The organism is Pseudomonas sp. NBRC 111139 (genome assembly GCF_001753955.1).
GTDB lineage: Bacteria > Pseudomonadota > Gammaproteobacteria > Pseudomonadales > Pseudomonadaceae > Aquipseudomonas > Aquipseudomonas alloputida.
In genome coordinates this window covers 26,244-48,914 of record NZ_BCBP01000038.1, presented here as the reverse complement: position 1 = coordinate 48,914, position 22,671 = coordinate 26,244, and the positions used below count along the sequence as shown (strand labels likewise).

Below are 22,671 nucleotides of genomic sequence, written 5' to 3'. Positions count from 1 at the left end.
TTACTCCTTGGTGTCCGACTCGTCGGCATCCTTGTGCAGGCGGTCTTCGGCCACTGCACGCTCGATCAGCGCCGACAGGTGCACACCACGGCTGACACTTTCATCGAAATGGAAGTGCAGCTGCGGCACGCTGCGCAGTTGCATCGAACGCCCCAGGTGCAGACGCAGGAAGCTGGCAGCGCTATTCAATGCCTTGAGCGATTGCTGCACGGCATCCGGGGTTTCCTCGCCCATGACGGTGATGAACACCTTGGCATGGCCCAGGTCACGGCTCACGTCCACGGCGGTGATAGTCACCAGACCGACACGCGGGTCCTTGACTTCGCGACGGATCAGCTCGGCCAGCTCGCGCTGCATCTGATCGCCAATACGTTGGGTACGGCTATATTCTTTGGCCATTCTTGCTACCTGTAACTTAAAGCGGCAAACGCCCGGACAGACGAATGCCTGACCGGGCGCTACCTGAAGAGGTACCGCAAGCCGCCCTGTAGCAGGCGCTTGCGGCTCGCTCGCCCTTAAAGGGTACGAGCCACCTGGACTTTCTCGAAGACTTCGATCTTGTCGCCGACCTTGACGTCGTTGTAGCTCTTGACGCCAATACCGCACTCCATGCCCGAACGGACTTCGGAAGCATCGTCCTTGAAGCGACGCAGCGATTCCAGCTCGCCTTCGAAGATCACAACGTCATCACGCAGTACGCGAATCGGACGGTTGCGGTACACGGTACCCTCGATGACCATACAGCCAGCGATGGCGCCGAACTTCGGCGAACGGAACACGTCACGTACTTCGGCGACACCCAGGATGTTCTCGCGAACATCGCTGCCGAGCATGCCGGTCAGGGCCTTCTTGACGTCTTCGATGATGTCGTAGATCACGTTGTAATAACGCATATCCAGACCTTCCTGCTCGACGATCTTGCGCGCACCGGCGTCGGCACGCACGTTGAAGCCGAACAGTACTGCATTCGAAGCCAGCGCCAGGTTGGCATCGCTCTCGGTGATACCACCGACGCCACCACCAATCACGCGCACTTGCACTTCGTCGTTGCCCAGGCCGCCGAGCGAACCCTGCAGCGCTTCCAGAGAACCACGCACATCGGTCTTGAGAACGATGTTGAGGGTTTTCTTCTCTTCCTGACCCATGGTCTCGAAGATGTTTTCCAGCTTGCCGGCGTGAGCACGGGCCAGCTTGACCTCGCGATACTTGCCTTGACGGAACAGGGCAACTTCACGGGCTTTCTTCTCGTCGGCAACCACGGACAGCTCGTCACCGGCTTCCGGAGTACCGTCCAGGCCGAGGATTTCGACCGGGATCGACGGGCCAGCTTCCTTCACAGGCTTGCCGTTCTCGTCGAGCATGGCACGTACGCGGCCATAGTTGGAGCCGCACAGGACCATGTCGCCCTGACGCAGGGTACCGTCCTGAACCAGGATGGTCGCCACCGGGCCACGACCCTTGTCCAGGCGCGATTCGACAACCACACCACGACCTGGCGCGGTTGGGGTAGCGGTCAGTTCGAGGATCTCGGCCTGCAGCAGAACGGCTTCGAGCAGCTCGTCGACACCGGTACCCATCTTCGCCGAAACCTTGACGAACGGCGTGTCACCACCCCAGTCCTCGGAGGTAACGCCTTCGACGGACAGCTCGTTACGGATGCGATCGAGGTCAGCACCTGGCTTGTCGATCTTGTTCACTGCAACGACCAGCGGAACACCGGCTGCCTTGGCATGCTGAACGGCTTCGCGGGTTTGCGGCATCACGCCGTCGTCCGCCGCCACCACCAGGATGACAATGTCGGTCGCCTTGGCACCACGGGCACGCATCTGGGTAAACGCAGCGTGACCTGGGGTATCGAGGAAGGTGACCATGCCGCGGTCGGTTTCCACGTGGTAGGCACCGATGTGCTGGGTGATACCACCGGCTTCGCCAGCGGCAACCTTGGCACGACGGATGTAGTCGAGCAGCGAGGTCTTACCATGGTCAACGTGACCCATGACGGTAACCACCGGCGCACGCGACTCGGTCTGGCCTTCGAACTTCAGCGATTCGGCCAGGGAGTCTTCCAGGGCGGTGTCGCTGACCAGCGTGACCTTGTGGCCCAGCTCTTCTGCGATCAGCTGAGCGGTTTCCTGGTCGAGCACCTGGTTGATGGTGACCGGGGTCCCCATCTTGAACATGAACTTGACCACTTCAGCGCCCTTGACGGACATCTGGTTGGCCAGCTCGGAGACGGTGATGGTCTCGCCGATGGTCACGTCACGGATGACGGGGCCGGTCGGGTTCTGGAAGCCGTGCTGATTACGCTTTTTCAGCTTGCTCTTGCCACCACGGCCACGACGAGCGCCATCGCTCTCTTCGTCGGTAGTGCGCGGAGCAGCACGCGGAGTCGGCGCCTTTTCCTTCTCCTTGACCTTGACCTTGATCGACACACGAGGCGCTTCGCCACGACGACGGTCGTCATCACGGGTACGGCTTTCGTTGCGACGGGTCTCGTCTTTCTTGCGCTCGGCAGCACGGGCTGCGGCGTCTTCAGAGGCCGGGGCGTCTGCGACTACCGGGGCCGGAGCAGCGACCGGAGCAGCGGCAGGAGCCGGCTCTGGCTTGGCAGCAGGCGCAGGGGCGGCGGCGGTGGAGCCGGCCGCCTGACGGCGAGCCTGCTCTTCGTTGCGCTGGCGAACTTCGGCCTCGACCTTGTCGCGAGCGGCATTTTCAGCCGCGCGGCGCTCTTCCAGCTCACGCTTCTGCTCAGCCTGGATTTCTTCAGGGCTGCGCTGAACGAAAACTTTCTTCTTGCGTACTTCTACGCTGATGCTCTTGCTACCGGCGACACGCAGGGTGCTGGTGGTTTTGCGCTGCAAGGTAATCTTGCGCGGCTCTTCCGCCTTGCTCTTGTGGCTGCTTTTCAAATGAGTCAGCAGGGTCTGCTTCTCATTGTCGGTCACTACCTGACCGGCGTCGGTGTGCGGCAGACCTGCCTCACGCATCTGCTGCAGCAGGCGCTCTACCGGTGCCTCGACCTCTTGGGCCAGTTCTTTCACCGTGACTTGCGTCATGCACTTCTCTCCTCAGGCCGCGCCTAATTACTCGAACCAGTGGGCTCGGGCGGCCATGATCAACTTGCCGGCACGCTCTTCGTCGATGCCGTCGATGTCGAGCAGATCGTCGATCGACTGCTCGGCCAGGTCTTCGCGGTTAACCACGCCGCGCACCGCCAGTTCAGCCGCCAGGTCTTTGTCCATGCCCTCAAGGGAGAGCAGGTCTTCGGCCGGGTGGGCGTCTGCCAGTTTTTCTTCGGTAGCGATGGCCTTGGTCAACAAACGGTCCTTGGCTCGAGCGCGGAGCTCATTGACGATATCTTCGTCAAAGCCATCGATGTTGAGCATTTCTTCCAACGGTACGTAGGCAATTTCTTCAAGGCTGGTGAAGCCTTCGTCGACCAGCACTTGGGCCAGCTCCTCGTCGACTTCCAGTTCCTCGATGAAATTGCGCAGGATGTCACCGGTTTCGGCCTGTTGCTTGGCCTGGATGTCCTTCTCGGTCATCACGTTCAGGGTCCAGCCGGTCAACTGACTGGCCAGGCGAACGTTCTGACCGCCACGGCCAATGGCCTGGGCCAGGTTGTCCTCGGCGACGGCGATGTCCATGGCATGGGCATCTTCATCAACGATGATCGCCGCGACTTCAGCCGGCGACATGGCGTTGATGACGAACTGCGCCGGGTTATCGTCCCACAGGACGATATCCACACGCTCACCACCCAGCTCCCCGGATACGGCCTGGACGCGCGAACCACGCATGCCGATGCAGGCACCTTGCGGGTCGATACGCTTGTCCTTGGAGCGGACGGCGATCTTGGCTCGCGAACCCGGATCACGGGAAGCAGCCATGACTTCGATGAGGCCCTCGGCAATTTCCGGCACTTCAATGCGGAAAAGCTCGATCAGCATCTGCGGCGCGGTGCGCGACAGGATCAGCTGTGGGCCACGGTTTTCGGTGCGAATTTCCTTGAGCAGCGCACGCAGGCGCACACCAACACGGAAGGTTTCGCGCGGAATGATGTCTTCGCGAGCCAGCAAGGCCTCGGCGTTGTTGCCCAGGTCAACGATGACGTTGTCGCGGGTAACCTTTTTTACGGTACCGGAGATGATCTCGCCAACGCGCTCACGGTAGGCATCGACCACCTGGGCACGCTCGGCCTCACGGACCTTCTGCACGATGACCTGCTTGGCGGTCTGGGCGGCAATACGACCGAACTCGATGGACTCGATCTTCTCTTCGATCACGTCACCGACCTTGGCTTCAGGGTGGGTGTCCTTGATCTTGTCCAGCCAGGTCTCGATCGCCGGATCATCAAGATCGGCTTCGTCGACCACGGTCCAGCGACGGAAAGTCTCGTAGCTACCGGTGTGGCGGTTGATTTCCACACGTAGGTCGACTTCGTCTTCAAAACGTTTTTTGGTTGCAGTGGCCAGGGCCACTTCCAGCGCTTCGAAAATGACGCCGGGCGGTACACCTTTTTCGTTGGATACCGATTCAACAACCAGCAGTACTTCTTTGCTCATCGTACGCCTCGCCTTGCGCAAGCCATTGGGCCCGGATAGTCCGCCGGGCCCGGCACGTCTCAGTCAAAACTGGGAATAATATTGGCCTTGTCGATCGAGTCGATCGGTAACAGGAACTCCTGGTTGTCCACCTGGACCACCACATCCTGCTCCTCCACACCGCGGAGAAGGCCCTGGAAGTTACGACGACCCTCGAAGGGTGAGCGCAGCTTGATCTTCACTTGTTCGCCGGCATGCGAGGCAAACTGTTCCAGCGTGAACAGTGGGCGATCCATGCCTGGAGAAGACACCTCGAGGGTGTACTCACTGCTGATTGGATCTTCCACATCGAGGATTGCGCTGGCCTGACGGCTGACTGCTTCGCAGTCGTCCACCAGAATACCGCCTTCCTTGTCGATGTAGATGCGCAGTACCGAATGCTTACCCTGGGAAACGTATTCGATCCCCCAGCACTGATAGCCCAGACCCTCGACAACCGGGGCCAACAAGGCCTGCAACTGTTCTAGCTTGCTCGACACCTGAACCCCCTCGTGCATGCTGTGCAAATAAAAAATGGGCGAAGCGCCCATCCCTGAAAGCGCCGTAGGACAACGACGCCGAAACTGTTCGGTTAGCAAAAAGCCCCTGAAAAGGGGCTCCGCTGAAGCTGGTTGCGGGGGCTGGATTTGAACCAACGACCTTCGGGTTATGAGCCCGACGAGCTACCAAGCTGCTCCACCCCGCGACAAAGCTGGGGCAAAAGTATAAGACCGAACCCTGTTGAGGGTCAAATCCAAACATTCACCTACAAGAAAGCCCGCTAAAGCGGGCTCTCAAGCTTTAATTGGTACCGAGAAGGGGACTCGAACCCCTACACCCTATGGGCACAACCACCTCAAGGTTGCGTGTCTACCAATTCCACCACCTCGGCAATACTACTACTTGAAACCCGTTACTTCTGCTCTTGAGCCGGAGGAGGTACATCACCCGTATTACTGGTGGTTTCGCTCTTCTGCTGCTGGAGCACCGGTACATCATCATTAACTGCCGGTTTTTGCGGCTCTTTCACTTCTAGCACTGCTGGATCTGGAAGACCTGCTTGGCTAAGCTGGTGAGCTTGTTGCTTCGCGAAGTATCCTAACCCAAGTGCTGTCAAAAAGAAAGTGGCAGCGAGTATAGCAGTTAATTTACTTAGGAACGTTGCAGAGCCTTGGCTCCCGAACACGGTATTTGAAGCCCCCGCGCCGAAAGATGCACCTGCTTCAGCACCTTTACCCTGTTGCAACAGAACCAGCACTACAAGCGACAGCGCTGCCAACAGATGAAAAACAACGATGACTGTTTCCAGCATTTGTTCAGTTTCCTGCGGCGCGACAAATTGCACCGAATTCGTCTGCGTTCAGGGAAGCCCCACCAATGAGCCCCCCATCGATATCCGGCATGCCGAACAGTTCGGCCGCATTGGCCGCCTTCACGCTGCCGCCGTATAGCAACTGCACCTTCGCAGCTACTTCAGCATCTTCTGCCGCCAACTGGCCGCGGATGGCGGCGTGCACATCCTGGGCCTGCTGTGGCGTGGCCGTAAGGCCCGTACCGATGGCCCATACAGGCTCATAGGCAATTACTGCATCGGCAAAAGCCTTAACACCGAATGCTTCGATGATACTGCTTAGTTGACGCCCGACAACTTCGAGCGTTTTGCCAGCCTCGCGCTCCTCAAGGGTTTCCCCTATGCAAAGCACTGGCTTCAAGCCTTTGGCCTGGGCCGCTGCAAACTTGCGATTGAGCACTTCGTCGGTTTCACCAATAATCTGGCGGCGCTCCGAATGGCCAATCAACACCAACTTGCAACCTGCTTCAACCAGCTGCTCGGGAGCAACTTCCCCGGTCAGCGCACCCTGTTCGGGTTGTACAGCAGAATTCTGTGCGCCGACAGTAATTTCTTTACCCGCCAGGCCATCAATCACCTGATTGATGAACAAGGCCGGTGGAAATACGGCGACTTCCACTCCGCTCGGCAAGGCGAGATTGCTCAAGCCTTTGGTCAGCTCAGCGACGCTAGCGCGGGTACCGTGCATTTTCCAGTTACCAGCTACCATAGGGCGACGCATGCTTTACCTCGTCGGTCAAAGTGGGCGCAGATCTTACCCAACCAGATCTGCGCTGGCAAGCGCCTTCAGACACAAACTTCGCCGACCAGTTTGGCCAGCGCTTCAGCATGGGCCCGCACCTGGCTTTCGTCCTCGCCCTCAACCATGACCCGCACCAGCGGCTCGGTACCGGACTTGCGCAACAGCACGCGACCACGCCCCGCCAGCGCATCGGTAACCTTTGCACTGGCTTCCTTGACGGCGGGGTGCTCCAGCGGGTCGACCTTGCTGGCGCCAAAGCGCACATTGATCAGCACCTGCGGGCACTTGCGCAGGGCCTGACGGGCCTGGGCCAGGGTTTCACCCCGGCGCTTGAGCGCCATCAGCACCTGCAGCGCGGCAATGATCGCATCGCCGGTTGTGGTGTGGTTGCAGCACACGACGTGACCGGAGTTTTCACCGCCGACCAGCCATTCACGCTCCAACAGCTCGGCCATGACGTAACGGTCGCCGACCTTGGCTCGCACAAACGGGATGTCCAGGTCCTTGAGCGCCAGCTCCAGGCCCAGGTTACTCATCAGCGTGCCGACCACCCCGCCTTGCAGCTTGCCATGTTCCTGCAGGTCGCGAGCAATGATGAACAGCAGCTCGTCACCGTCGACGATGGCGCCCGTGTGGTCGACCATCAGCACGCGATCGCCGTCACCGTCAAAGGCAATGCCGAGATCGGCATGCCCGACCAGTACAGCGGCCTGCAGCGATTCGATGTGTGTCGAGCCGCAACCTTCGTTGATGTTCAAGCCGTCCGGTTGCGCATGCAGCACGGTCACGTCGGCACCCAGCTCACGGAATACGCTGGGCGCAACCTTGTAGGTCGCACCATGGGCGCAGTCGACCACCAGCTTGAGGCCGTCGAAGCTGGTGCTGCTCGGCACGCTGCTCTTGCAGAATTCGATGTAGCGGCCGGCGGCATCGTTGATACGCGAAACCTTGCCCAGCTTGCCCGACTCGACAACGGTCATCGGTTGGTCGAGCAGCTCTTCGATCATCAGCTCGACCTCGTCCGGCAGCTTGGTGCCCTGGCCCGAGAAGAACTTGATGCCGTTGTCATCGTGCGGGTTGTGCGAGGCACTGATGACGATACCGGCTTCGGCGTGGAAGGTACGCGTGAGGTAAGCGATGGCCGGTGTCGGCATCGGCCCGAGCAACATCACATCAGCACCTGCCGCGGACAGGCCGGCTTCGAGTGCGGACTCGAACATATAGCCGGAGATACGCGTGTCCTTGCCCACCAGCACGCGGCAATGGCCTTGCTTGCGGAAGGCCATGCCGGCCGCCCAGCCAAGCTTCAGCATGAAGTCAGGCGTGATCGGGTATTCGCCGACGCGGCCACGAATGCCGTCGGTACCAAAATATTTTCTGCTCATAGGGACTCCAATGTTCTTATTCGGCGTTTTGCACCGCAGCGATCATGCGTACCACATCAACGGTTTCGGCCACGTCATGTACACGAAGGATGCTCGCTCCCTTGGTCATGGCCAACGCCGCCAGCGCAAGGCTGCCGTACAAGCGCTCGCCGACCGGACGTTCCAGCGTCAGGCCGATCATGCTCTTTCGTGAAACGCCCACCAGTAGTGGGCGCCCAAGGCGATAGAGCGCTTCCATGTGCTTGAACAGGCTCAGATTGTGCGCCAGTGTCTTGGCGAAACCGAAGCCCGGGTCAAGGATGATTCTGTCAGCATCAATGCCCGCTGCGGCGCAGGCGGCCATCCGCTGTTCAAGATAACGGGTGACGTCGGCGGTCACGTCCTGGTAATGCGGATCGTCCTGCATGTTACCCGGCTCGCCACGCATGTGCATGAGGCACACCGGCAGACCGGTGTCCGCCGCAGCGTCCAGGGCGCCATCGCGCTCCAGGGCCCGCACGTCGTTGATCAGCCCGGCACCCAGGCGGGCTGCTTCACGCATGACAGCAGGCGTGGAGGTATCGACCGAAATGACCACGTCGAGGCGACTGTTGATGGCCTCGACCATTGGCGCCACACGCTCCAGCTCCTCGGTCACCGAGACTGCACGCGCACCCGGGCGCGTGGACTCGCCACCGATGTCGATCAGCGTTGCGCCGGCGGCAACCATCGCTTCGGCGTGGCGCAGGGCCTCGTCGCGCTGACTGAAGCGACCGCCATCGGAGAAGGAATCGGGGGTGATATTGAGAATACCCATGACATGGGTATGCGACAAATCAAGAACCCGGCTGCCGCAAGGCAACCGGGTCGGGTACTGCACTGAGCTCATAGATGCCCTTAGTGTTCAGCCGCTGGGCCGCCGATTGGCGATTCCGGACGCTCATCCTGGGCCGCAGGCGTGCCCGAGTGCTTGTCATCGTCCCAATCACGCGGCTCACGTGGTGTGCGCCCAGCCATGATGTCGTCAATCTGATCGGCATCGATGGTCTCGTACTTCATCAGCGCTTCGGTCATCGCCTCGAGCTTGTCGCGGTTGTCGATCAGCAACTGCTTGGCAGTGGCGTAGCACTGATCGATGATGCTGCGCACCTCGGAGTCGATCAATTTGGCCGTCTCACCGGACACGCTGGCATGCTGGCTACCGGCACTACGGCCGAGGAACACCTCGCCCTCTTCCTCTGCATACATCAGCGGGCCAAGCTTCTCGGACAGGCCCCATTTGGTCACCATGTTACGGGCGATCTGGCTGGCGCGCATGATGTCGTTGGACGCGCCAGTGGTCACGCCATCGAAGCCCAAGGTCATCTCCTCGGCGATACGGCCGCCATACAGCGAGCAGATCTGGCTGATCAGCGCACGCTTGGAGAGGCTGTAGCGGTCTTCTTCCGGCAGGAACATGGTCACACCCAAGGCACGACCACGCGGGATGATCGAAACCTTGTAGACCGGGTCGTGCTCAGGCACCAGGCGACCGACAATGGCGTGGCCAGCCTCGTGATAGGCCGTGTTTCTCTTTTCCTTCTCGGACATGACCATGGTCTTGCGCTCAGCGCCCATCATGATCTTGTCCTTGGCCAGCTCGAACTCTTTCATTTCGACCAGGCGCTTGTTGGAACGCGCGGCAAACAGCGAAGCCTCGTTGACCAGGTTGGCCAGGTCGGCGCCGGAGAAGCCTGGGGTACCCCGCGCGATGACCGCCGGGTTGACGTTCTCGCCGATCGGCACCTTGCGCATGTGCACCTTGAGGATCTGCTCGCGACCACGAATGTCCGGCAGGCCAACCACCACCTGGCGATCGAAGCGGCCGGGGCGCAGCAGCGCAGGGTCGAGCACATCCGGACGGTTGGTGGCGGCGATGACGATGATGCCATCGTTCATCTCGAAGCCGTCCATCTCCACCAGCAACTGGTTGAGGGTTTGCTCACGCTCGTCGTGACCGCCGCCCATGCCGGCGCCACGATGGCGACCAACGGCGTCGATTTCGTCGATGAAGATGATGCACGGGGCGTGCTTCTTGGCCTGTTCGAACATGTCGCGCACACGGCTGGCACCGACACCCACGAACATTTCCACGAAGTCCGAACCGGAAATGGTGAAGAACGGTACTTTCGCCTCGCCCGCAATGGCCTTGGCCAGCAGGGTCTTACCGGTACCGGGTGGGCCAACCATCAGCACACCGCGCGGGATACGGCCGCCCAGGCGCTGGAACTTGCCCGGATCGCGCAGGAACTCGACCAGCTCGCCAACCTCTTCCTTGGCCTCGTCACAGCCCGCAACGTCAGCCAGCGTGGTCTTGACCTGGTCTTCGGACAGCAGGCGTGCCTTGCTCTTGCCGAAGCTCATCGGCCCGCCCTTGCCGCCCGCGCCCCCTTGCATCTGACGCATGAAGAACATGAACACGGCAATGATCACCAGGATCGGGAAGCTCGCCACCAGCAACTGCGTCCAGATGCTCTGTTGCTCAGGCTGCTTGCCTTCGACGACCACGTGGTTGTCGACCAGATCGCCGATCAGGCCATTGTCGGTGATGGCCGGGCGCACAGTCTTGAAGTTGTCGCCATCGGTGCGCTTGCCAGTAATGATGTAGCCATCGACGGTCACACGCTCGACCTTGCCATCCTTGACCTGCTGGATGAAGTCGGAGTAGTTGAGGGTCTGCGGCTCGTTAGGGCTGGAGAAGTTGTTCATCACTGTCACCAGGACAGCTGCGATGATCAACCACAGGATCAGATTCTTTGCCATGTCGTTCAATTAGCTACCCTCTGAGGCCGGCGCACGACGCAGCCGTGCCTCGCATGATATTCATCGCCCTAACTTACTACATTACCTACGCAGCCGCAGGCACCGTCTGTAACCCTTTGTGAAAGCTAGACTACACGAAGTTCGGACGATCCTGACGCAGTGGCCGATTGGAATTAACTATCGACCACCCCGCTTCACACCTTTCATTACCCTTTGAAGCCCCTGCCCAACAGGTATTGCTCGCGGGAACGGTCCCGTGACGACGATGGCTTGCGCATTTGCACCTTGTCGAACTTGCTGCGCACATCCTTCAGGTACACGTCAAAACCTTCGCCCTGGAAAATCTTGATCAGGAAGTCGCCCCCGGGCTTGAGCACGCGGGTCGCCAGATCGAGGGCCAGCTCGCAGAGGAACATGGCACGCGGAATGTCCACCGCGGGCGTACCACTCATATTGGGGGCCATGTCGGAAATCACAAGGTCCACATGCGAATCGCCCACCGCTTCGAGAATGCGCTGCAGCACTTCGTCGTGGGTGAAGTCACCTTGAATGAAGGTCACGTCGGCGATCGAGTCCATTTCCAGAATGTCGGAAGCGATCAGGCGACCCTGGCCACCAATCAGACGACTGGTCACCTGGGACCAGCCACCAGGGGCTGCGCCGAGGTCGATCACGCTCATGCCTGGGCGGATAAGGCGGTCCTTCTCCTGGATCTCCAGCAGTTTGTAGCTCGCACGCGAGCGATACCCATCCTTCTGCGCCTGCTTCACAAAAGGGTCGTTGAAATGCTCTCGCAGCCAGTTTGCGCTGCTTTTGGAACGTTGTACCACGGGGCACCTCGATGATATGCGTCGTGATTGACTGGGCGGAGCCGGTGGCCCTCGGGTAAAATGCCGGTCAATTTTACAGAATCAGACGGAAAGGGTCAGATTATGCCGCTCAATAACGAGCAGAAGAAGCAATACAAGTCCATTGGTCATGACCTGAAGCCGGTCCTGATCGTTGCTGGCAACGGTTTGAATGAAGGCGTGATCGCCGAACTGGAGCGCGCACTGGTCGACCATGAGCTGATCAAGGTCGAAATTCGCTCGGAAGACCGCGAGGAACGCGCCGAGACCATCGCCGAGCTGTGCAAGGCCGGCCGTGCCGAGCTGGTGCAGACCATCGGCAAGAAAGCCCTGATCTACCGCAAGAACCCACAGCCGAACAAACAGCTGTCCAACATCCACCGTTACAAGTAACGGTGGCTCCGATCAGTGGCGCGGTGAACGCGCCCTGACCGGTACCGGCTGGGCCACCAGCACGACGCCGGAAAAGCCCAGCACCAGAAAGCAGAACATCTGCCAGCGCTCGCCCACGGAAATACCGTAGCGCAAGGTGTAATACCCCACGCAGGCACCAAAGCCGAGCAACAGCATCTGGCCGCGGAACTGCCGCCACCAGGCCGCCAGGCCGTCCACCCTCGCCAGCACTGCCAGCTGAGTCAACAAGCCAAGCAACGCCACGCCGATCAACCAGCGGTCGATCTGCCCGGCGATATCCTGCACCAGCAGCGGGGCCAGGCCACTGACCTTGAGCGCAGGCACCAGCCCTACATGGAACACCCACAGGCCACCGACCCAGAAAACCTGGGCCAGTTGCCAGAGGATCCCCTCAAGGGACGGCGCCCGCAGGCGTCGGTCAGATGTGCTTGACTTCGACAATCTCGTACTCGACCGTGCCACTAGGCGTCTTGACGACGACAGTATCACCTTCTTCCTTGCCGATGATGGCACGGGCAATGGGTGCACCGCTCGACAGCTTGCCCTGCTTCACGTCAGCTTCATCCTCACCAACGATCTGGTAGGTCACCTCTTCATCGGTTTCGGTGTTGGCCAGTACCACGGTGGTACCGAAAATCACCTTGCCGGTGTGAGGGATGGTGGTCACATCGATGACCACCGAATTCTGCAGACGGCCTTCGATATCACGGATACGCGCTTCGACCATGCCCTGCTCCTCACGGGCGGCATGGTATTCGGCGTTTTCCTTGAGGTCACCCAGCTCACGCGCTTCACCAATGGCCTGACTCAGGCGCGGGCGCTCGGTCTTGCTCAGGAACAGGTGCTCTTCTTCCAGGGCGCGAGCGCCCTGGACGGTCATCGGGTATTTGGTAATGCTCATGCTTTCAGTCCTGCATGCAGATCCTGCAAGCGACGAACGGTCTTTTCCGGACCGAATTTCAGCGCTTCGCAGATGGCTTCACCAGCCGCAATGGTAGTGGTGCAGTAAATCTTGTGCTGCAGCGCATTGCGACGAATCGAGTAGGAGTCGGCGATCGACTGGCGACCTTCGGTGGTATTGATGATCAGCGACACTTCGTCGTTCTTGATCATGTCGACCACGTGAGGGCGACCTTCGGTCACTTTGTTCACACGGCGCACTTTCAGGCCAGCCGCCTCGATAACCTTGGCGGTGCCGGCAGTGGCAACCACTTCGAAGCCCAGGGCGATCAGGTCGCGGGCAACGCCGGCCACTTGTGGCTTGTCGTCGTCGCGTACGCTGATGAACGCGGTACCGCCCGTCGGCAGCACTTCGCTGGCACCCATCTGGGCTTTGGCGAAGGCTTCACCGAAGCTGTCACCGACGCCCATGACTTCACCGGTCGATTTCATCTCAGGGCCGAGGATCGGGTCAACCCCTGGGAACTTGGCGAACGGGAAGACGGCTTCCTTCACGCTGTAGAAGTTCGGGATGATTTCCTGGGTGAAGCCCAGCTCTTTCAGGGTTTTACCCGCCATGACGCGGGCCGCGATCATCGCCAGGGACGTGCCGATGCACTTGGACACGAACGGTACGGTACGCGAGGCACGCGGGTTGACTTCGATCACGTAGATCTTGTCGCCCTGCAGGGCCAGCTGTACGTTCATCAGGCCTACCACGCCCAGCTCCAGCGCCATTTTCTTGACCTGAACGCGGACTTCGTCCTGCACTTCCTTGCTCAGCGAGTAAGGTGGCAGCGAGCACGCCGAGTCGCCGGAGTGTACGCCGGCCTGCTCGATGTGCTGCATGATCGCGCCGATGACCACGTCGGTGCCGTCGCACACCGCATCCACGTCCATCTCGATGGCGCAGTTGAGGAAGTGGTCGAGCAGTACCGGGCTGTCGTTCGACACTTGTACCGCTTCACGCAGGTAGCGCTTGAGCTCGTCCAGCTCGTAGACGATCTCCATGGCACGACCGCCCAGTACGTAGGACGGACGCACGACCAGCGGGTAGCCGATGCTGCCCGCAGCACGGATAGCCTCTTCTTCGCTGCGCACGGTGGCGTTTGGCGGCTGCAGCAGGTTCAGGCGCTGAACCATCTGCTGGAAGCGCTCACGGTCTTCGGCGCGGTCGATGGCGTCAGGGCTGGTACCGATGATCGGCACGCCAGCTTCTTCCAGAGCGCGGGCCAGCTTCAGCGGGGTCTGGCCGCCGTAGTGAACGATCACGCCCTTCGGCTTCTCGACGCGGCAGACTTCCAGCACGTCTTCCAGGGTCAGCGGCTCGAAGTACAGGCGGTCGGAAGTGTCGTAGTCGGTGGAGACGGTTTCCGGGTTGCAGTTGACCATGATGGTCTCGTAACCGTCGTCACGCAGCGCCAGGGCGGCGTGTACGCAGCAGTAGTCGAACTCGATACCTTGGCCGATACGGTTCGGGCCGCCACCCAGGATCATGATCTTGTCGCGGGTCGACGGGTTGGCCTCGCACTCTTCCTCGTAGGTGGAGTACAGGTAGGCAGTGTCGGTGGCGAACTCGGCGGCGCAGGTGTCGACGCGCTTGTACACCGGGAACACTTCCAGCTTGTGGCGGTGGCGACGCAGGTTCTTGTCGGTGATGCCCAGCAGTACTGCCAGACGCTGGTCCGAGAAGCCCTTGCGCTTGAGGCGCAGCATGTAGTCCTTGTCGATTGCCGACAGGGCCAGGGTCTTGACCTTCTCTTCTTCCTTGATCAGGTCTTCCATCTGCACCAGGAACCACATGTCGATGCCGGTCAGATTGAAGATTTCTTCGCAGGTCATGCCCGAACGCATGGCGTCAGCCACGTACCAGATACGCTCGGCACCCGGCACGGTCAGTTCGCGCTTGAGGATGCTGGCGGCTTCCGGGCTGGCCAGGTCGACTTTCGGGTCGAGGCCGCAGGCGCCGACTTCCAGGCCGCGCAGGGCTTTCTGCAGGGATTCCTGGAAAGTACGGCCGATGGCCATGACTTCACCCACGGATTTCATCTGGGTGGTCAGGCGGGCGTCGGCTTTCGGGAATTTCTCGAAGGCGAAGCGTGGCAGCTTGGTGACGACGTAGTCGATCGACGGCTCGAAGGACGCTGGGGTGCGACCGCCAGTGATGTCGTTCTGCAGCTCGTCGAGGGTGTAGCCAATGGCCAGCTTGGCGGCGATCTTGGCGATCGGGAAGCCGGTGGCCTTGGAGGCCAGGGCGGACGAACGCGATACGCGCGGGTTCATCTCGATGACGACCATGCGGCCGGTGTTCGGGCAAATGCCGAACTGGACGTTGGAACCGCCGGTTTCCACACCGATTTCACGCAGCACCGCCAGCGAGGCGTTGCGCATGATCTGGTATTCCTTGTCGGTCAGGGTCTGTGCCGGGGCAACCGTGATCGAGTCACCGGTGTGCACACCCATCGGGTCGAAGTTCTCGATCGAGCAGACGATGATGCAGTTGTCCTTCTTGTCGCGGACCACCTCCATCTCGTATTCCTTCCAGCCGATCAGCGATTCGTCGATCAGCAGCTCTTTGGTCGGCGACAGGTCCAGACCACGGGTGCAGATTTCTTCGAACTCTTCACGGTTGTAAGCGATACCGCCGCCGGTGCCGCCCATGGTGAACGACGGGCGAATGATGCATGGGAAGCCGAGCTTCTCGAGGACCGCATTGGCCTCTTCCATGCTGTGGGCGATACCGGAGCGCGGGCACTCCAGGCCGATGTCCTTCATGGCCTTGTCGAAGCGCGAGCGGTCTTCGGCCTTGTCGATGGTGTCAGCATTGGCACCGATCATCTCTACGCCGAACTTTTCCAGAACGCCGTGGCGCTCCAGGTCCAGGGCGCAGTTCAGGGCGGTCTGGCCACCCATGGTCGGCAGGACGGCGTCCGGGCGCTCTTTCTCGATGATCTTGGCCACCGATTGCCACTTGATCGGCTCGATGTAGGTGGCGTCGGCCATGGCCGGGTCGGTCATGATGGTGGCTGGGTTGGAGTTCACCAGGATGACGCGGAAACCTTCCTCGCGCAGGGCTTTACAGGCCTGCGCGCCGGAGTAGTCGAATTCGCAGGCCTGGCCGATCACGATCGGGCCAGCGCCGAGAATCAGGATGCTTTTGATGTCTGTACGTTTTGGCATGGTGGTCACTCAAATCCGGGGTCAGTCGGCAAGCCGCTTTGAACAATCTGGGTCAGGCGCTGCCGGGCGCGGCGTATGCCGGCCCGGGGCCTTGAAGCAGGATGCTCAGCGGCGCTTGGCCATGGCATCGGTGAAACGATCGAACAGAGGCGCGACGTCGGTCGGGCCAGGGCTCGCTTCAGGGTGGCCCTGGAAGCTGAACGCGCTCTTGTCGGTACGCTCGATACCCTGCAGGGTGCCGTCGAACAGCGACTTGTGAATGGCGCGAACGTTACCCGGCAGGGTCGCCTCGTCAACGGCGAAGCCGTGGTTCTGGCTGGTGATCATGACCACACCGGTATCCAGGTCCTGGACCGGGTGGTTGGCACCGTGGTGGCCGTGGCCCATTTTCACGGTCTTGGCGCCGGAAGCCAGGGCCAGCAGCTGGTGGCCGAGGCAGATGCCGAATACCGGGATCTCGGTTTCGAGGATTTCCTTGATCGCCTGGATCGCGTAGTCGCACGGCTCAGGGTCACCCGGGCCGTTGGACAGGAACACGCCGTCCGGGTTGAGTGCCAGCACTTCGCTGGCCGGGGTCTGGGCTGGCACCACGGTCACGCGGCAGCCGCGGGCCACCAGCATGCGCAGGATGTTCAGCTTGACGCCATAGTCGAAGGCAACCACGTGGTACGGCAGGTCGGCAGCGTCGATGGTCGGGTGGCTGTCGGTTTTCAGCTCCCACACACTGGAGCGCCACTCGTAACGTTCCTTGGTGGAGACGACCTTGGCCAGGTCCATGCCCTTCAGGCCCGGGAAGCCGCGGGCAGCGGCGATGGCCGCTTCTTCGCTGATGTTGTCACCCGCCAGAATGCAGCCGTTCTGGGCGCCCTTTTCACGCAGGATACGGGTCAGGCGACGGGTGTCGATGCCGGCAATGGCAACGACGTTGTTAGCCTTGAGGTACTCAGGCAGCGACTGGGTATTACGCCAGTTACTGGCCAGCAGCGGCAGGTCACGGATGACCAGGCCAGCGGACCAGACGCGGTTCGACTCGGCGTCTTCCGGGGTAGTACCGGTGTTGCCGATGTGCGGGTAGGTCAGGGTAACGATTTGCTGCGCGTAGGAAGGGTCTGTAAGGATTTCCTGGTAGCCGGTCATAGCGGTGTTGAATACCACCTCACCAACGGTCTGACCGTCGGCACCGATGGCTTCACCGCGGAAAATACTGCCGTCGGCAAGGGCGAGTATGGCTGGCTTTGTCAAGAAGACCTCCCGTAAATCAAGCATGAAAGGGCGATCGCAGGTTGCAAAAAAGCGGAGTGACGTATGGACACGTCACCCCGCTTTCATGTGCTGAATTCAATTCGCTGCGCGCTTTTAGTGGACACACTAAAGCTGTAGCTTACAGAAAAGTGTGTTTTCGGTCTACCGGATATGTGTCTCTAAAACACATCGATGCGACAGGCTGACATCCACGCCAGCCTCTTCGCGGGCTCGCCCGCTCCCACAGGGATCGCACCAACCCAAGAGCAACGCTGTACCTGTGGGAGCGGGCAAGCCCGCGAAGCAGCCAACACCCCACTCACGGCTTAGCGCAGCTCAAGCACATCCTGCATGTCGTACAGCCCAGGCTCGCGCCCATCCAGCCACAGTGCCGCACGCACGGCACCCTTGGCGAAGGTCATGCGGCTGGAGGCCTTGTGGGTGATTTCCAGGCGCTCGCCTTCAGCAGCGAACAACACGGTGTGATCGCCCACCACATCGCCGGCACGCACGGTAGCGAAACCGATGGTTTTGCGATCGCGCGCACCGGTCTGCCCTTCACGGCCATACACGGCCACTTCCTGCAGATCACGGCCCAGCGCATTGGCAACCACTTCACCCATGCGCAGTGCAGTACCCGACGGCGCATCGACCTTGTGCCGGTGGTGCGCCTCGATGATTTCGATATCGACATCATCGCCCAGCACCCGCGCAGCCATATCCAGCAGCTTGAGGCTAAGGTTGACCCCCACGCTGAAGTTGGCGGCGAACACGATTGGAATGTCCTTGCCAGCCTCAGCCAACAACTGCTTCTCTTCGACTGTAAAACCGGTCGTGCCGATGATCATCGCCTTGCCGTGCTTGCGGCAGAACGCCAGGTTTTTCAGGGTCACCGAGGGGTGAGTGAAATCGATCAGCACATCGAACTCGTCGGCAACCTTGGCCAGGTCGTCGGACAACAGCACGCCAATTCGGCCAAGTGCCGCCAGCTCTCCGGCATCAGCCCCGACCAACGAGCTGTCTGGGCGATCGATCGCCGCAGTCAGCCCCGCGCCCGGGGTTTGTTGCACGGCTTCGATGAGGGTTTTGCCCATCCGCCCCGCCGCGCCCATCACTGCAATACGTCGCATAACCTGTTCCTTGTCAGAGATCGCCGAAGAAGCGCTTCACACCATCGAACCAGCCGCTGGCCTTGGGCGAGTGGGAACTGTCGCCTTCCAGCGAATCACGCAGCTCTTCGAGCAGCTCACGCTGACGGCGACTGAGATTGACCGGGGTTTCTACGGCCACACGGCACAGCAGGTCACCCGCACCACCACCACGCACCGGGGCAACACCCTTGCCACGCAGACGGAACTGCTTACCGGTCTGGGTGCCTTCCGGAATCTTCAGCTTCACGCGACCATCCAGGGTCGGCACTTCCAGCTCGCCGCCCAGGGCAGCATCGGTGTAGCTGATCGGCACTTCACAGTACAAATGCTTGCCATCACGCTGGAAAATCTCGTGCTCACGCACGCTGATCACCACGTACAGGTCGCCAGTCGGGCCACCATGAGTACCGGCCTCGCCCTCACCCGACAGACGGATGCGGTCGCCGGTATCGACACCTGCCGGCACCTTGACCGACAGCGTCTTGTATTCCTCGACACGCCCTTCACCATGGCACGAAGTGCACGGGTCGGTAATGATCTTGCCTTGGCCATGGCAGCGCGGGCAGGTTTGCTGCACCGAGAAGAAGCCTTGCTGCATGCGCACCTGGCCGATACCACCACAGGTCGGGCAGGTCGACGGGGTCGAGCCCTTCTTGGCACCGGAACCGTCGCAAGGCTGGCAGTTGACCAGGGTAGGCACGCGGATGCTGACCGTGGTGCCACGCACCGCTTCTTCCAGGTTCAGCTCCAGGGTGTAGCGCAGGTCGCTGCCGCGCTGGGCACCGCCTCGACCACCACCGCGGCCGCCGCCGAAGAAGTCGCTGAACACATCGCCGAAGATGTCGGAGAAATTGGCACCACCAAAGCCGGCACCACCGCCACCCATGCTTGGGTCGACACCCGCATGGCCATACTGGTCGAAGGCCGCACGCTTGCTCGCGTCTGACAGCACTTCGTAGGCCTCGTTGGCCTCCTTGAACTTGTCTTCCGATTCTTTATCACCCGGGTTGCGGTCCGGGTGGTACTTCATCGCCAAACGGCGGTAAGCCTTCTTGAGGTCCGCTTCAGTGGCGCCGCGCTCGACACCCAGGACCTCATAATAATCACGCTTGGACATAGGTCATTTGCACCTTGTTGGGCGTGTGGCATCTGCGCCACGCCATCAGCACCCGCGTGCGACCCTCAAGAGCCGCTGACAGATGCTGTAAAAATTCTCGAATTCCAGATACGCCAACGCGGGAGCAAGCCCCCGCGCGGCGACATCCTACCAGCTCACCGGCAAACGACGGTGAACCGGCCGACAACATGCAGGGATTACTGCTTGTTGTTGTCTTTCACTTCTTCGAACTCGGCGTCAACCACGTCATCGTGCTTGGCTTCCGGCTCGGCCTGCTGCGCGCCACCCTGAGGCTGTTCAGCCGACTGCTCGGCGTACATCTTCTGGGCAACCGGGGCAGAGACCTTGGACAGCTCTTCAACCTTGGCGTCGATGGCAGCCTTGTCGTCGCCTTTGACAGCGGCTTCCAGGGCAACAACGGCGGCCTCGATGGCGGTTTTCTCTTCAGCGGTAACCTTGTCACCTGCGTCAGCGACCATCTTGCGGGTCGAGTGCACCAGCGCGTCACCCTGGTTACGGGCAGCCGCCAGCTCTTCGAACTTGCGGTCTTCCTCGGCGTTGGCCTCGGCGTCACGCACCATGCGCTCGATCTCTTCGTCCGACAGGCCGGAGTTGGCCTTGATCACGATCGACTGAGTCTTGCCGGTGGCCTTGTCTTTCGCACCTACGTGCAGGATGCCGTTGGCGTCGATGTCGAAGGTCACTTCGATTTGCGGCACGCCACGCGGTGCTGGCGGAATGTCAGCCAGGTCGAACTTGCCCAGCGACTTGTTCTGCGCAGCCTGCTTACGCTCACCTTGCAGCACGTGAATGGTCACGGCGCCCTGGTTGTCGTCGGCAGTCGAGAACACCTGCGACTTCTTGGTCGGGATGGTGGTGTTCTTCTCGATCAGCGCGGTCATCACGCCGCCCATGGTTTCGATACCCAGGGTCAGCGGGCTGACGTCCAGCAGCAGTACGTCTTTCACGTCACCGGCCAGTACCGCACCCTGGATGGCAGCACCCATGGCGACGGCTTCGTCCGGGTTCACGTCCTTGCGCGCTTCTTTACCGAAGAAGTCGGCCACTTCTTTCTGCACCAGCGGCATGCGGGTCTGACCGCCGACCAGGATCACGTCGTCGATCTTGCTGGCGTCGATGCCGGCGTCTTTCAGGGCGATGCGGCAAGGCTCGATGGTACGCTTGACCAGGTCTTCGACCAGCGACTCCAGCTTGGCGCGGGAGATCTTCACGTTCAGGTGCTTAGGACCGGTGGCATCTGCAGTGATGTACGGCAGGTTGACGTCGGTCGACTGAGCGGACGACAGCTCGATCTTGGCTTTTTCTGCGGCTTCTTTCAGACGCTGCAGGGCCAGAGGATCGTTCTTCAGGTCCATGCCCGACTCTTTCTTGAACTCGTCGACAAGGTAGTCGATCAGGCGCATGTCGAAGTCTTCGCCACCCAGGAAGGTGTCGCCGTTGGTAGCCAGTACTTCGAACTGGTGCTCACCGTCGACTTCGGCGATTTCGATGACCGAAACGTCGAAGGTACCACCACCCAGGTCATAAACGATGACAGTGTGGTCGCCCTTGGCCTTGTCCATGCCATACGCCAGTGCAGCGGCAGTCGGCTCGTTGATGATGCGTTTTACGTCCAGGCCAGCGATGCGGCCGGCGTCTTTGGTCGCCTGACGCTGGCTGTCGTTGAAGTAGGCCGGAACGGTGATGACCGCTTCGGTGACTGGCTCGCCGAGGTAGTCTTCGGCGGTCTTCTTCATTTTCTTCAGGACTTCGGCGCTGATCTGCGGCGGAGCCATTTCCTTGCCAGCAGCCTCGACCCAGGCGTCACCGTTGTTCGCCTTGACGATCTTGTATGGCACCAGCTTGATGTCTTTCTGCACGACATCTTCTTCGAAGCGGCGGCCAATCAGGCGCTTCACTGCGAACAGGGTGTTGTGCGGGTTGGTGACAGCCTGGCGCTTGGCCGACTGGCCAACCAGGATTTCGCCATCGTTGGCGTAGGCCACGATCGAAGGGGTAGTACGCGCACCTTCGGCGTTTTCGATGACTTTGACGTTACCGTTTTCCAGAATGGAGACGCACGAGTTGGTGGTCCCCAGGTCGATACCGATGATTTTGCCCATGTTAACTCTCCCGAAACTTGAATTTGGTAGCAGCGACTACTTTGGCCAACTGCGGTAATACTTGAAGGCTTGACACCTAGATGGGGATGCCCCGGAGGATTTCAAGCCTTTTCATTGATCGAGGGTTGCGCCGCGCTCGGCGCCTTGCTGACCACCACCATGGCGGGGCGCAGCAGGCGGCCGTTCAGCAGGTAACCCTTCTGGAACACGTTCAGCACGCTGTTTGGCTCGACCTCGGCGTTTTCCTGCATGGCCATGGCCTGGTGATGCTCAGGGTTGAACGGCTGGCCGTGCGGGTCGACAGCTTCAAGGTTGTAGCGCTTGAGGGTGTCCTGGAACATCTTCAGGGTCAGTTCGACACCTTCGCGGATCTGCTTGACGTGCTCATCGTCGGCACTGGAGTGAGCCAGGGCCAGTTCCAGGCTGTCGATCACCGGCAGCAAGTCGCCGGAGAACTTCTCCAGGGCGAACTTGTGGGCTTTCTCCACATCCTGCTCGGCACGACGGCGTACGTTCTGCAGGTCGGCAACGGCGCGCAGCGCCTGGTCCTTGGCTGCGGCCAGCTGTTCCTCGAGCTCCAGAACACGGGTATCAGCTGCATTGCCTGCACCGGTTTCTTCCACGTTAAGGTCTTTCTCGTTCAGCTGTTCATCAGCCATGGGGTCTCTCCTGCGCAATTTTGTGGACTGCGAGCCAGGCTCGCCTTGGATGTCGGCTATATGGGGCCGGAAAAACCAGGTTCAAGGGGCAAGGTGGTTTTCGAGGCTGCAACAGAATCTGCGAAGGGGCATTGGCAGGCCTGAAAAAAGTACTGT

19 protein-coding genes and 2 tRNA genes are annotated in these 22,671 nt (G+C 60.6%); 1 reads left to right on the top strand and 20 read right to left on the bottom strand.

Annotation, left to right across the window (positions count from 1 at the left end; all coding sequences use genetic code 11):
• From rbfA to rlmE, 12 genes are all read right to left on the bottom strand, one after another.
• A complete protein-coding gene (gene rbfA / locus BJQ17_RS15580) occupies positions 1-399 on the bottom strand; it encodes a 30S ribosome-binding factor RbfA (RefSeq protein ID WP_003249967.1) in 399 nt (132 codons plus the stop codon).
• Positions 400-515: 116 nt separating this feature from the next.
• Complete coding sequence (gene infB / locus BJQ17_RS15575) at positions 516-3,056, bottom strand: translation initiation factor IF-2 (protein ID WP_004575779.1); 2,541 nt, start codon at positions 3,054-3,056, stop codon at positions 516-518.
• Positions 3,057-3,083: 27 nt separating this feature from the next.
• On the bottom strand, positions 3,084-4,565 hold the full coding sequence (gene nusA, locus BJQ17_RS15570; protein WP_003249963.1) for a transcription termination factor NusA: 1,482 nt from the start codon (positions 4,563-4,565) through the stop codon (positions 3,084-3,086).
• Between the two features lie 59 nt (positions 4,566-4,624).
• The gene (gene rimP / locus BJQ17_RS15565) at positions 4,625-5,083 is read right to left on the bottom strand and encodes a ribosome maturation factor RimP (protein ID WP_003249960.1); all 459 of its coding nucleotides are present in this window, start codon (positions 5,081-5,083) and stop codon (positions 4,625-4,627) included.
• 129 nt (positions 5,084-5,212) lie between these two features.
• Positions 5,213-5,289, bottom strand: a tRNA-Met gene (locus BJQ17_RS15560).
• A 100-nt stretch (positions 5,290-5,389) separates the two neighbouring features.
• Positions 5,390-5,475: transfer RNA gene (locus BJQ17_RS15555), tRNA-Leu, on the bottom strand.
• A gap of 21 nt (positions 5,476-5,496) precedes the next feature.
• Positions 5,497-5,895, bottom strand: coding sequence for a preprotein translocase subunit SecG (gene secG / locus BJQ17_RS15550; protein ID WP_003249958.1), 399 nt, complete (start codon positions 5,893-5,895; stop codon positions 5,497-5,499).
• A gap of 4 nt (positions 5,896-5,899) precedes the next feature.
• On the bottom strand, positions 5,900-6,655 hold the full coding sequence (gene tpiA, locus BJQ17_RS15545) for a triose-phosphate isomerase (protein WP_003249956.1): 756 nt from the start codon (positions 6,653-6,655) through the stop codon (positions 5,900-5,902).
• A gap of 65 nt (positions 6,656-6,720) precedes the next feature.
• Positions 6,721-8,061 carry a phosphoglucosamine mutase gene (glmM, locus tag BJQ17_RS15540; protein ID WP_070096293.1) on the bottom strand — a complete coding sequence of 447 codons (1,341 nt, stop codon included), beginning with the start codon at positions 8,059-8,061 and terminating at the stop codon, positions 6,721-6,723.
• 16 nt (positions 8,062-8,077) lie between these two features.
• Positions 8,078-8,929, bottom strand: coding sequence for a dihydropteroate synthase (folP, locus tag BJQ17_RS15535; RefSeq protein ID WP_003249952.1), 852 nt, complete (start codon positions 8,927-8,929; stop codon positions 8,078-8,080).
• Between the two features lie 8 nt (positions 8,930-8,937).
• Positions 8,938-10,842 (bottom strand): ATP-dependent zinc metalloprotease FtsH, encoded by a 1,905-nt coding sequence (ftsH, locus tag BJQ17_RS15530; RefSeq protein WP_003249950.1) that lies wholly within the window; start codon positions 10,840-10,842, stop codon positions 8,938-8,940.
• A 206-nt stretch (positions 10,843-11,048) separates the two neighbouring features.
• Positions 11,049-11,672 carry a 23S rRNA (uridine(2552)-2'-O)-methyltransferase RlmE gene (gene rlmE / locus BJQ17_RS15525; RefSeq protein WP_003249947.1) on the bottom strand — a complete coding sequence of 208 codons (624 nt, stop codon included), beginning with the start codon at positions 11,670-11,672 and terminating at the stop codon, positions 11,049-11,051.
• A 102-nt stretch (positions 11,673-11,774) separates the two neighbouring features.
• Between rlmE and yhbY the strand changes: the two genes are divergently transcribed.
• Positions 11,775-12,083 (top strand): ribosome assembly RNA-binding protein YhbY, encoded by a 309-nt coding sequence (yhbY, locus tag BJQ17_RS15520; protein ID WP_003249945.1) that lies wholly within the window; start codon positions 11,775-11,777, stop codon positions 12,081-12,083.
• Positions 12,084-12,095: 12 nt separating this feature from the next.
• Here the strand turns inward: yhbY and BJQ17_RS15515 are convergent, their stop codons facing one another.
• The 8 genes from BJQ17_RS15515 to grpE all read right to left on the bottom strand — a co-directional run bounded on the left by BJQ17_RS15515 (position 12,096) and on the right by grpE (position 22,515).
• Entirely contained in the window at positions 12,096-12,545 is a 450-nt protein-coding gene (locus BJQ17_RS15515) for an MFS transporter (protein WP_083285067.1), read from the bottom strand.
• Positions 12,523-12,999 carry a transcription elongation factor GreA gene (gene greA / locus BJQ17_RS15510; protein WP_024717413.1) on the bottom strand — a complete coding sequence of 159 codons (477 nt, stop codon included), beginning with the start codon at positions 12,997-12,999 and terminating at the stop codon, positions 12,523-12,525. Before greA ends, BJQ17_RS15515 begins: the two co-directional genes overlap by 23 nt.
• A gap of 2 nt (positions 13,000-13,001) precedes the next feature.
• The gene (carB, locus tag BJQ17_RS15505; protein WP_003249937.1) at positions 13,002-16,223 is read right to left on the bottom strand and encodes a carbamoyl-phosphate synthase large subunit; all 3,222 of its coding nucleotides are present in this window, start codon (positions 16,221-16,223) and stop codon (positions 13,002-13,004) included.
• 105 nt (positions 16,224-16,328) lie between these two features.
• Positions 16,329-17,465 (bottom strand): glutamine-hydrolyzing carbamoyl-phosphate synthase small subunit, encoded by a 1,137-nt coding sequence (carA, locus tag BJQ17_RS15500; protein ID WP_003249935.1) that lies wholly within the window; start codon positions 17,463-17,465, stop codon positions 16,329-16,331.
• Between the two features lie 326 nt (positions 17,466-17,791).
• Positions 17,792-18,595 carry a 4-hydroxy-tetrahydrodipicolinate reductase gene (gene dapB / locus BJQ17_RS15495; protein WP_003249933.1) on the bottom strand — a complete coding sequence of 268 codons (804 nt, stop codon included), beginning with the start codon at positions 18,593-18,595 and terminating at the stop codon, positions 17,792-17,794.
• A gap of 13 nt (positions 18,596-18,608) precedes the next feature.
• Complete coding sequence (gene dnaJ, locus BJQ17_RS15490) at positions 18,609-19,733, bottom strand: molecular chaperone DnaJ (RefSeq protein ID WP_003249931.1); 1,125 nt, start codon at positions 19,731-19,733, stop codon at positions 18,609-18,611.
• 197 nt (positions 19,734-19,930) lie between these two features.
• The gene (dnaK, locus tag BJQ17_RS15485; protein ID WP_003249929.1) at positions 19,931-21,856 is read right to left on the bottom strand and encodes a molecular chaperone DnaK; all 1,926 of its coding nucleotides are present in this window, start codon (positions 21,854-21,856) and stop codon (positions 19,931-19,933) included.
• 101 nt (positions 21,857-21,957) lie between these two features.
• The gene (gene grpE, locus BJQ17_RS15480) at positions 21,958-22,515 is read right to left on the bottom strand and encodes a nucleotide exchange factor GrpE (RefSeq protein WP_003249927.1); all 558 of its coding nucleotides are present in this window, start codon (positions 22,513-22,515) and stop codon (positions 21,958-21,960) included.
• Between the last annotated feature and the right edge of the window lie 156 nt (positions 22,516-22,671).

What these genes read in the sequence shown, in the direction of transcription:
- rbfA (WP_003249967.1), bottom strand. Translation starts at nt 399, where the DNA reads ATGGCCAAAGAATATAGCCGTACCCAACGTATTGGCGATCAGATGCAG.
- infB (WP_004575779.1), bottom strand. Translation starts at nt 3,056, where the DNA reads ATGACGCAAGTCACGGTGAAAGAACTGGCCCAAGAGGTCGAGGCACCG.
- nusA (WP_003249963.1), bottom strand. Translation starts at nt 4,565, where the DNA reads ATGAGCAAAGAAGTACTGCTGGTTGTTGAATCGGTATCCAACGAAAAA.
- secG (WP_003249958.1), bottom strand. Translation starts at nt 5,895, where the DNA reads ATGCTGGAAACAGTCATCGTTGTTTTTCATCTGTTGGCAGCGCTGTCG.
- tpiA (WP_003249956.1), bottom strand. Translation starts at nt 6,655, where the DNA reads ATGCGTCGCCCTATGGTAGCTGGTAACTGGAAAATGCACGGTACCCGC.
- glmM (WP_070096293.1), bottom strand. Translation starts at nt 8,061, where the DNA reads ATGAGCAGAAAATATTTTGGTACCGACGGCATTCGTGGCCGCGTCGGC.
- folP (WP_003249952.1), bottom strand. Translation starts at nt 8,929, where the DNA reads ATGAGCTCAGTGCAGTACCCGACCCGGTTGCCTTGCGGCAGCCGGGTT.
- ftsH (WP_003249950.1), bottom strand. Translation starts at nt 10,842, where the DNA reads ATGGCAAAGAATCTGATCCTGTGGTTGATCATCGCAGCTGTCCTGGTG.
- yhbY (WP_003249945.1), top strand. Translation starts at nt 11,775, where the DNA reads ATGCCGCTCAATAACGAGCAGAAGAAGCAATACAAGTCCATTGGTCAT.
- carB (WP_003249937.1), bottom strand. Translation starts at nt 16,223, where the DNA reads ATGCCAAAACGTACAGACATCAAAAGCATCCTGATTCTCGGCGCTGGC.
- dapB (WP_003249933.1), bottom strand. Translation starts at nt 18,595, where the DNA reads ATGCGACGTATTGCAGTGATGGGCGCGGCGGGGCGGATGGGCAAAACC.
- dnaJ (WP_003249931.1), bottom strand. Translation starts at nt 19,733, where the DNA reads ATGTCCAAGCGTGATTATTATGAGGTCCTGGGTGTCGAGCGCGGCGCC.
- dnaK (WP_003249929.1), bottom strand. Translation starts at nt 21,856, where the DNA reads ATGGGCAAAATCATCGGTATCGACCTGGGGACCACCAACTCGTGCGTC.
- grpE (WP_003249927.1), bottom strand. Translation starts at nt 22,515, where the DNA reads ATGGCTGATGAACAGCTGAACGAGAAAGACCTTAACGTGGAAGAAACC.